This is a genomic window from Pseudomonas sp. NPDC088885 (genome assembly GCF_044750025.1).
In the GTDB taxonomy this organism is placed as follows: Bacteria; Pseudomonadota; Gammaproteobacteria; order Pseudomonadales; family Pseudomonadaceae; genus Aquipseudomonas; species Aquipseudomonas rustica.
This window is the reverse complement of record NZ_JBIVJB010000131.1, coordinates 8,455-9,248: the sequence shown is the minus strand read 5'-3', so window position 1 is coordinate 9,248 and position 794 is coordinate 8,455. Positions and strand designations below refer to the sequence as shown.

Sequence of the window (794 nt, the reverse complement as noted above, 5' to 3'; positions counted from 1 at the left end):
AAGGGAGCGGAAAAGGTGAAGGGATTCGTCTGGGTGTTCGCACAACAGGCTGTTCCGGCCTTGCCTACGTGCTGGAGTTTGTCGACGAGGTGGTTGCAGAGGATCAGGTGTTCGAGAGTCACGGCGAAAAAGTGATCATCGACCCGAAAAGCCTCGCCTACCTGGACGGCACCGAGCTCGATTTCGTCAAGGAAGGGTTGAACGAAGGCTTCAAGTTCAACAATCCCAACGTACGCGGTGAGTGTGGCTGCGGCGAAAGCTTCAACATCTGAGGCTTGTCGTGGGTATTCCTTGTCATTTCGCTTTATTCGAGCTGCAACCGAGTTTCCGTCTGGATCTCGAGCAGTTGGCCACGCGCTACCGTGAGTTGGCGCGCGGCGTTCATCCTGACCGCTTCGCCGATGCTTCCGAGCGTGAGCAGCGGTCGGCACTCGAGCAGTCTGCACGGCTCAACGACGCCTATCAGACGCTCAAGAGTCCGGCCCAGCGCGCACGCTACCTGCTGACCATCAGTGGGCATGAAGTGCCGATGGAAGTCACTGTCCATGATCCCGAGTTTCTTCTGCAGCAGATGCAATGGCGCGAAGAGCTCGAAGACCTTCAGGACAGTGCCGATCTTGACGGCGTGGCGGTGTTCAAGCGGCGCTTGAAAGTGGCTCAGGAAGAACTCAATGAAAGCTTCGCAGCCTGTTGGGATGATGCGGCGCAACGCGAACAGGCCGAACGCCTGATGCGGCGCATGCAGTTCCTCGACAAGCTCACCTACGAAGTGCGCCAGTTAGAAGAGCGCCTCG

General features: G+C 57.9%; 2 protein-coding genes. Both read left to right on the top strand.

Features of this window, described 5'->3' with window-relative positions; all coding sequences use genetic code 11:
• A partial coding sequence (iscA, locus tag ACIP1X_RS26365; RefSeq protein WP_400755749.1) for an iron-sulfur cluster assembly protein IscA occupies positions 1–272 on the top strand: 272 nt, incomplete at its 5' end.
• Between the two features lie 8 nt (positions 273–280).
• On the top strand, positions 281–794 hold a 514-nt coding region (hscB, locus tag ACIP1X_RS26360), incomplete at its 3' end, for a co-chaperone HscB (RefSeq protein WP_400755748.1).